General features: G+C 68.8%; 9 protein-coding genes and 1 tRNA gene. 4 read left to right on the forward strand and 6 right to left on the reverse strand.

Features of this window, described 5'->3' with window-relative positions; all coding sequences use genetic code 11:
• Positions 1-32 precede the first annotated feature (32 nt).
• The 3 genes from ASE02_RS13205 to ASE02_RS13215 all read left to right on the forward strand — a co-directional run bounded on the left by ASE02_RS13205 (position 33) and on the right by ASE02_RS13215 (position 2,972).
• Positions 33-1,391: a S8 family serine peptidase gene (locus tag ASE02_RS13205; RefSeq protein ID WP_235536692.1), complete on the forward strand. Its 1,359-nt coding sequence runs from the start codon at positions 33-35 to the stop codon at positions 1,389-1,391.
• A gap of 92 nt (positions 1,392-1,483) precedes the next feature.
• Positions 1,484-2,011 (forward strand): hypothetical protein, encoded by a 528-nt coding sequence (locus ASE02_RS13210; RefSeq protein WP_056734867.1) that lies wholly within the window; start codon positions 1,484-1,486, stop codon positions 2,009-2,011.
• A gap of 154 nt (positions 2,012-2,165) precedes the next feature.
• Entirely contained in the window at positions 2,166-2,972 is an 807-nt protein-coding gene (locus tag ASE02_RS13215) for a helix-turn-helix domain-containing protein (protein WP_056734869.1), read from the forward strand.
• Here ASE02_RS13215 and ASE02_RS13220 read toward each other — a convergent pair.
• From ASE02_RS13220 to ASE02_RS13240, 5 genes are all read right to left on the reverse strand, one after another.
• Positions 2,969-3,373: a DUF3574 domain-containing protein gene (locus tag ASE02_RS13220; RefSeq protein ID WP_162257168.1), complete on the reverse strand. Its 405-nt coding sequence runs from the start codon at positions 3,371-3,373 to the stop codon at positions 2,969-2,971. The genes ASE02_RS13215 and ASE02_RS13220 overlap by 4 nt on opposite strands.
• A 60-nt stretch (positions 3,374-3,433) precedes the next feature.
• On the reverse strand, positions 3,434-4,759 hold the full coding sequence (locus tag ASE02_RS13225; RefSeq protein WP_056734873.1) for a lysozyme: 1,326 nt from the start codon (positions 4,757-4,759) through the stop codon (positions 3,434-3,436).
• A 68-nt stretch (positions 4,760-4,827) separates the two neighbouring features.
• The gene (mgtE, locus tag ASE02_RS13230) at positions 4,828-6,258 is read right to left on the reverse strand and encodes a magnesium transporter (RefSeq protein ID WP_056734875.1); all 1,431 of its coding nucleotides are present in this window, start codon (positions 6,256-6,258) and stop codon (positions 4,828-4,830) included.
• Positions 6,259-6,319: 61 nt separating this feature from the next.
• Positions 6,320-6,404: transfer RNA gene (locus tag ASE02_RS13235), tRNA-Leu, on the reverse strand.
• A gap of 48 nt (positions 6,405-6,452) precedes the next feature.
• On the reverse strand, positions 6,453-6,704 hold the full coding sequence (locus ASE02_RS13240) for a FliM/FliN family flagellar motor switch protein (protein WP_056734876.1): 252 nt from the start codon (positions 6,702-6,704) through the stop codon (positions 6,453-6,455).
• An 80-nt stretch (positions 6,705-6,784) separates the two neighbouring features.
• Here ASE02_RS13240 and lipB point away from each other — a divergent pair, with 80 nt between their 5' ends.
• A complete protein-coding gene (gene lipB / locus ASE02_RS13245; RefSeq protein ID WP_056734877.1) occupies positions 6,785-7,510 on the forward strand; it encodes a lipoyl(octanoyl) transferase LipB in 726 nt (241 codons plus the stop codon).
• Positions 7,511-7,575: 65 nt separating this feature from the next.
• On the opposite strand, the gene ASE02_RS13250 is transcribed toward lipB, so the two are convergent.
• Positions 7,576-7,980, reverse strand: a complete 405-nt coding sequence (locus ASE02_RS13250; RefSeq protein WP_056734879.1) for a DUF805 domain-containing protein — start codon at positions 7,978-7,980, stop codon at positions 7,576-7,578.
• Positions 7,981-8,079 lie beyond the last annotated feature (99 nt).

The raw sequence follows: 8,079 nt of genomic DNA on the forward strand, positions 1-8,079 counted from the left end.
CCTCAGTGCGCACGATTTTCCAGGATCAAACCATGGTTAGACACCGAACCCCAGCCAGACGAGGGTCCTGCGCCTGGAAGACCGCGGTCCTGCTGCTGGCCCTGGCCGTGCCGCCAAGCGCCCAAGCTCAACTCATGCCCGGGCTCGACTTGCCCACCACGTCCTTGCCCGGCCTCCCCAGCGGCGCGATCCAAGGCCGCCTGCCCCCACCCCTGTCCTTGCCCGACGCCCCCGGCTTGGCCAACCGGGTCCTGCAGCAGGCGCGCGCCGTGCGCTTGACGGCCCTGATCCGCGACAATCCCGCGATCATCGACGTCGACGACCGCGGCGCGCCCGTCGTTAGGGGCGAAGTGCTGGCGGTGTCGCCCTCGCCGGAGGCGCTTGTGCGGCTGGAGACAGGCGGCTTCCGCGTCCGAAGCCGCACGGCGTTTGAGGGGCTGGGGCTCGACCTGGTCGTGCTGGCGATCCCTGCCGGGCTATCGGCGCGCGAGGCGGTCAGACGCGTCAGGGCGATCGATCCTGAAGGCGAATATGACTTCAACCACATCTATTCAGCCGCCGGCGCGGCCGAAGCGCCCGGGGCGCCTGCATCAGGCGACGGCGGGGCCGCCGCCCGGGTCGGGCTGATCGACGGCGGCGTCGACACCCGCCATCCGGCGCTGCGCAATGTCCGCATCGAACAGCGCGGCTTCGCCCCCGGCGGCGTCCAGCCGCGGGCGCACGGCCTGGCGGTCGCGTCGCTGCTGGCGGGCTCCCAAGGCCGCTTCCAGGGTTCGGCGCCCGGCGCCTCGCTCTATGTCGCCGACGTCTACGGTTCCACCCCGGCCGGCGGGTCGGCGGCGGCCCTCGCCGCCGCGCTCGGCTGGATGGCGCAGTCGAAGGTCGGCGTGATCAATGTCAGCCTGGTGGGCCCGCCGAACCTGACCTTGCAGGCGGCGGTGAGGGCCATGGTCGCCCGAGGGCACCTGATTGTCGCCGCGGTCGGGAACGACGGCCCGGCGGCGCCGCCGCTGTATCCCGCGGCCTACCCTGGCGTGATCGCGGTCACCGCCGTCGACAGCCGCCGTCGCCTGTTGCCTGAGGCCGGACGGCCGCCCCGCATCGACTTCGCCGCCCCCGGCGCCGACATGGCCGCTCCGGGGGCGGACGGCGGCTTCGTAGCGGTCAGGGGGACCTCTTTCGCCGCGCCGATTGTCGCCGGCCGGCTTGCACGAAACCTGCCGACCCCCGACCCAGCCTCCGCCGCGCGCGCGACCGCGCTCCTGGCCAGGGATGCGCAGGACCTGGGCGCCAAGGGACCCGACGCCAGGTTCGGCAAGGGCCTGGTCGGCTTCGAGTTGGCCACGCGCCCCGCGACCGTGGCCGCCAGGGGCGTGCTGACCCATCCCTGATTTTCTTCGCTAAGCAGGGATGAAATCTCCCATCGGCGTCGTTGGACCCTGTGAGAGGCGACTGAGCCTCTCGACCATCGCAGGAGATTCCAATGCGCAAGACCACGCTCATTCTCGCCGCCGCCGCTCTCGCCTTCGCCGGCGGCGCCCAGGCCCAGCTGCTGGGCGGGTCGCTCGGCGGTTCCGGCTCGGTCCTCGGCGGCGTCTCGGGGGACCTTGGCGGCTTGACCGGATCGGCGGCCGGGTCCTTTGGCGGCTCCGGCTCGCTCGGGGCCGGCCGTCTGGGATCGCGGCTCGATGACGTCCGTGGCCGCGCGACCGACCGCGTCGACAGGACCCGCGGCGAAGCACGAGCCGCCAAGCACGCGGCCACAGCCACCGCCCTGGGCGCGGCGGGCCAGGCGCAAGGCGCCGCTCAAGGCGCCGCTGGCTCAGCGACGAACGCTTCAAACCAGGGACTCGACCTCAACGCCGAAGGCCAGGCCGGTGGCGACACTTCCGTCGTGAGCGGCCTGACGTCGGCGACGGGCTCAGGTTCCGCATCAGGCTCGGCCTCGCGCCAGGGCGCGAGCGCGTCGGCCGGCGGCGCGGCTCAGGCTTCGGCCCAAAGTCCGCGTTAACCCAAGCTGAGAAGCGCGGCGCGCGAGGAGAGGCTCGTCTGAGCGCGCGTAACCGCCGCTTCCAGCAGGCGGGGCCGTCGAAGAAGCCTTCGGCGGCCCCGCCTTTACCTCAGAGGTCATGGAGCCCGGACGCCCGTGCCGCTAGGCTCCCCGAATGATCGCAACAGCCACAGCGGTGGGTGACCACCTTCGACAATGGCGTCAACGCCGCCGCCTCAGCCAGCTCGACCTGGCGCTCGACGCCGAGATCTCGACGCGGCACCTGAGCTTCCTGGAAACCGGCCGCGCCCAACCCAGCCGCGACATGGTCCTGCGCCTCGCCGACCAGCTGGAAATCCCCCTGCGCGAGCGCAACACCATCCTGGTCGCCGCCGGCTTCGCCCCGGTGTTTCCGCAGCGGTCGCTGGACGATCCGGCCCTGATCGCCGCGCGCAAGGCCGTGGACATCATCTTGACCGGCCATGAGCCGCATCCGGCCCTGGTGGTGGATCGCGGCTGGAACCTGATCAGCGCCAACCGGATGGTCGCGCCGCTGATGGAGGGGGCCGATCCTGAACTGCTGAAGCCGCCGCTGAACGTGCTGCGCCTGACCCTGCATCCCAAGGGGCTCGCGCCTCGGGTCCAAAATCTGCACGAATGGCGCGCGCACCGGCTGGACCGGCTGCGGCGCGAGGTCGAAATGACCGCCGATCCGCGCCTCAGCGAGTTGCTGACCGAGTTGAAGGCCTATCCGATCCCGGGCGGACAACCGCCGCGCAGGCCCTTCGACGAATATGGCGGCGTCGCCATCCCCTTCCGGCTCGATACGCCCTTGGGAACCCTGTCGTTCTTCAGCACCACGACGGTGTTCGGCACGCCTGTGGACGTGACCCTGTCGGAACTTACCCTGGAGACCTTCTTCCCGGCCGATACGCAGACCGCCGAGGCTCTGCGCGCCGCCGCCGCGGCCCTGCCCGCCTAGAAGGCGACGCAGGCCGCCTGGGTGACCAGCAGCACCGATTCCTGATTGAACCGCTTGGCGTAGGCCTTGCGCGCGTCGTTCAGCTTCTGCGGGCCTTCCCGGCCGTTCGGCAGGACCAGGACCACGATCTTGGAGGCTTCGCGGATCAGCTTGTTCTCCGCGCCCTTCCACTGACCGCCGCCGTCCAGGACCGTCAGGCCGCCTGGGAAGCGAGGGGTCAATTCCTCGTCGAGGAACTTGCGGAAGTCGGCGTCGCTGACGCCGGGCTTGTCGCCGATATTCTGGCCGAAGAAGAGTTGAGCGGTGCGCATAGGCTCCTGCCCCATCGGACAGGCGGGCGCTGCATCCAGGGTGGCGCAACCACCGAGCGCCAGCACGCCCGTGGCCGCCGCGATGAGCACGACACGCTTCATGGAAAGGTGGTTAGCACGCGTCGCGGGCCGGGCGAAACCGGCCCGTGGCTATTCGTCGCGTTCCAGATTCTCGTCGGTCGGCTCGATGTCCGAGCGACCCAGGCGGTCGAGGATCATGTAGACCGCCACGCCGATCAGACCGACGCCGGCGATCCCCGCCAGCCACACCACGGTGCCAGGGTTCAGCACCCCGCCGCCGGCCGGGCTGGGCACATTGATCGCCCAGAACAGGCACCCGCCAAAGAGGCCCACGCCGGCCGTCGCCAGGCCCAGGGCGGGCAGGAAGGCGGGCTTGGACTTCTTCGCCGGCTGGGTGGCGTCGAAGGTCGGTTCATAAGCGGCCGCGAGGGGCGCGCTCACCTGCGCGGCGGGCTCCAGCTCAAGCTCAGCCAGGGGCTCAGCAGGTTCCGGCTCGATCTCAGCCACGACCTCTTCCAAGATCGGATCATCGAAGAGGCTCGGCTCGGACTCGTTGGCCGCGACCAGCTCCAGCTTCGGCGGCTTGGCGGCCGGCGGCGCCAGGTCTTCTTCCGGCTGGGTCAGGTTGAAGGCGTGCTCGGCCTCGCTCGCCAAGGCGTGCGGGAACGGCGCCAGGCTCGATGTGGCGATTTCTTCGATCACCAGGCGCGGGCCGGGCGCGGCGGCTTCGGCCACCGAGCGGATATTGGCCACGTCGTCGGCGCTGAAGATCGTCGAAAGGCGCGAGGTCAGCGTCGCCGCCGCAAGGGTGGTCGGGCTGGGGCTGTCGTCCTCCACCGCCTGGGTCGGCATCTCCTGGTTCGCCTCGTCGCGCTCGACCCTCGCGACCGGGCCGTCCATCCGCGCGGTCAGGGCGGTCGGGGTCTGGCGCGGCACCACGCCGGTGGTGTCCAGGTCCAGGTTCGGCTGCAGCAACGGCGACGGGGCCGGCACCCAGCCGTTCGTCGGGGTCAGGAACAGGGTCTTCTCGGCCGAGCGGCGGCGGACCAGGGCGTCGACGACGATGCGTTCGCCCTCGAACTCGGCCTTGCGCCACAGTTCCATGGCGCAGGCGGCCTGGATCAGCGCGCCCTCGTTCAGGCGGCGCAGCACCGAGGAGCCGCGGAAATTGTCGAGACCGATATTGAAGGCGAAGGCGGTCAGCGCATCGAACTGATTTTGCGTCAGCGGCGTGTAGACCCACTCGTTCACCGAGTGCGCCACCGCGATCAGGTCGTAGATGAGGAGAGCTTCAGCGTCCTGTTCCGAGACATCGGCGCCCTCGCGGGCGGTCAAGGTGTGGCCATAGCCGATCGTCCAGCGGCCATCAGCCAGCCGCGCCGACTTGCGTCGGTAGCCTTCGAAACGCTTGATCAGCTCAATCGCTGATCTGGACACCTGATAACGCGGTTTCATGGCCCGGTTGACCCATCCTGACACACGGGCGCACGCACCCAGGGCTCGACCGGCAAGATAGAGGCCGCTTACAGCAGGATCACGGCCGCGAGACCCAGGAAGGCGAAGAAACCTGTGAAGTCTGTGGCGAAAGTCACGAAAACTGAGGATGAAACCGCCGGGTCGCGGCCCATCTTCTCCAGGGCCAGCGGCGCGAGCACCCCGGCCAGCGACGCCACGAACAGATTGATCATCAGGGCCAGGCCGAAGGTCAGGCTAAGCCGCGCGTCGTGGAACAGGAAATAGACCACCGTGCCGGTCACCAGGGCCAGGGCCGCGCCGTTGGCCAGGCCCACGCCCATCTCCCGGAAGACGGTGCGATAGGCGTTGACCTCGGACAGCTCCTTGCTGGCCAGGGCGCGCACCGCGACCGCCAGGGCCTGGGTGCCGGCGTTGCCGCCCAGCGAGGCGACAATGGGCATCAGGACCGCCAGGGTCACCAGCTTGGCGATCTCGCCCTCGAACCCGTGGATCACGCTGGCGGCCATCGCGGCGGTCACGGTGTTGATCATCAGCCAGGGCAGGCGCGCGCGAATGATGTCGACGACCGGCGCGTTCCGGCCGGCGTCGGACACACCGGCCAGGGCCAGGATGTCTTCTTCGCTTTCGTCCTGAATAACGCCGACGATGTCGTCGACGGTGATCTGGCCCACCAGCCGGCCGCCGGGCTCGATCACGGGCGCGGAGATCAGGTGATACTTGTCGAAGATGTAGGCCACCTCCTCCTGGTCCATTCCGACCGGGATCTCGGTGATGGCCTCCATGATCTGCGCCAGCGGCGCGTCGCGCTTGGCGCGCAGCAGATGACTGACGGGTACGGCGCCCACCGGCTTGTGGCTGGGGTCGATCACGTAGATGTCGAAGAACAGCTCCGGCAGGTCGTCGGCTTCCTGGCGGAAGTGATCGATCGTCTGTCCCACGGTCCAGAACTGCGGCGCGGCGACGACCTCGCGCTGCATCAGGCGGCCGGCGGTCTCGTCCTCGTAGGCCAGCGATGATTCGATGGCCGTCCGCTCGGTCTCGGGCATGGCGGCCAGGACCTGGACCCGCTTGTCGGCCTCAAGGTCGTCGACCACGTCGGCGGCGTCGTCCGAATCGAGCTCCTCCAGCGCCTTGGCCAGAGTCGCGGGCGCGACGGTCTCCAGGACCTCTTCGCGGATTTCGGTGTCGAGTTCGGAGAGAATTTCAGCCAGGGCTTCGGGCGCCAGGTGCGCCAGAATCTCCTCGCGGTAATCCGCCGAGAGGAAGCCCATCAGGTCGGCCACGTCGGCCGGGTGTAACGCCCCGAGTAGATCCCGGAGGCGCTCGGCGTCGCCGCGATCGGCGGCGTCAACCACCATCGCGACGAAGTCCGGGTTTAGCGCGTAGTCCTCGCCTAGGGCGAGGTCTTCAAGGTCTTCTTCCAGCTCCGGAGAGGTCTTGTCGCGCACTTCAGTCGGGTCAGCCGTTTGGCGGCTCATTCGGACCTCTCTGGGTGTTTGACTAAGATTTGCTCTGTAGCTGTTTAAGACCTTGTTTCACTGGTGCGGTCGAGAAGACTCGAACTTCCACGGGTTGCCCCACAGCGACCTCAACGCTGCGCGTCTACCAATTCCGCCACGACCGCTCGTGGTGAGGCGCGGCTGTTAGCAAACGCTTTTGGCTTTGTGAAGGCCTACTGACCACCAGCCATGAAATCATACACATCTGCTGCACGGGTGACGGCGATCGAGATGCGGTCTTCGTTGATCTGAATCTCCCCGCGGGCGACCGGATGGTTGTTCGCCAGGATCCAAACCTCGTCGTTCACGCCCGCGTCCAGAGGGATCACGGCGCCCCGCCCCATGCGAAGCAATTGCTGCATCGGCAGCGTCGATCGGCCAAGAACGACCGAGATCTCGACATTGACCGCTTTGACCTGACCCAAGACGAAAAGCCCTCGAAACTCTAATACATATAGGGTCCCAGCCTTGTTCAGCCCGCCCCAGGCGCCACATTGAGTCCGACATGCTTGACCGGCCGTTAACCCTAGCCGCAGACGCCCCGCTCTTTGGTCGCGAAGATGGCGTTCCGGCCGGCTGGGCGGTGTCCCAGGGCCAGGTGCCCTATCCCGAGGCCGTCGCCGCCATGGAGGCCCGCGCCCTGGCCATCGCCGAGGGCCGCGCCGGAGAGCTTGTCTGGCTGCTGGAACATCCGCCGCTCTATACCGGCGGGGTCTCGGCCAAGCCGGGCGATCTGCTGGATCCGAATCGATTCCCGGTCTTCGCGTCCGGACGCGGCGGGCAGTTCACCTATCATGGCCCCGGGCAGCGGGTGGCTTACGTGATGCTCGACCTGACCAAGCGTCGGCGCGACGTCCGCGCCTTTGTCGCCAGCCTCGAGACCTGGGTGATCGGGGCGCTTGGCCGCTTCAATGTCGAGGGCGAGATGCGCGACGGCCGCGTCGGGGTCTGGGTCGAGCGCCGCACGCCCGGCCTGCCCACGCGCGAAGACAAGATCGCCGCCATCGGCGTGAAGCTGCGCCGCTGGGTGTCGTTCCATGGAGTGTCGCTGAACGTCGAGCCGGACCTGGGGCACTTCTCCGGCATCGTGCCCTGCGGGCAGACGCAGCACGGCGTGACCAGCCTGGTCGACCTTGGCCTGCCGGTGACCATGGACGAGGCCGACGACGCCCTGCGGGCCAGCTTCCGGCAGGTGTTCGGCGCGGTCGAGGACGCCCCGCCGCTGCTCTGAGCGATGCTCCCCCGCTGGGGGAGCTGTCAGCGAAGCTGACTGAGGGGGACTTGGACTCACNGAGGTCAGGCCGCCAGCGGCCTCAGCGGGTTGGGGCCGTAGCGGTTGGCGCCCTCCTCCCCGCTCAGCACGCCCAACTCCACGACGGCCCAGATCAGCGAGACCCCGAACAGGAAGTCCAGGAACCCGATCGGCTGGGGCCAGACGGCCACCAGGGCCGCCAGGATCAGCGCAGCCCACCATCCGGACTTCCCCCGGTCGTGCAGGCGCTTGGAGAGCACGCAGGCGCCCCCATAGATCAGCGCCGGATAGACGAACCATCCCGTCAGCCAATGGATCGTGACGCCGACCACGGCCTCATAGACCGAGGCGACGCCCAGCAGGATCGCCGCGCCGAGCAGGAACGGCGTGCGCGCGATGCGGCCGTCCGCGGACAGGAACAGGGCTCCCCAGTCGGTCTGACCGTTCATGGATGCGTCACCTCGGATTCGACGCTTGGATCATAGCTCAAGCGAACTCGACCAGCACCTCGTCGGCGGCGACGGAGTCACCGGGCTTGGCGCCGATGG

Origin of the sequence: Phenylobacterium sp. Root700, from assembly GCF_001429025.1 — a bacterium.
Lineage (GTDB): Bacteria > Pseudomonadota > Alphaproteobacteria > Caulobacterales > Caulobacteraceae > Phenylobacterium.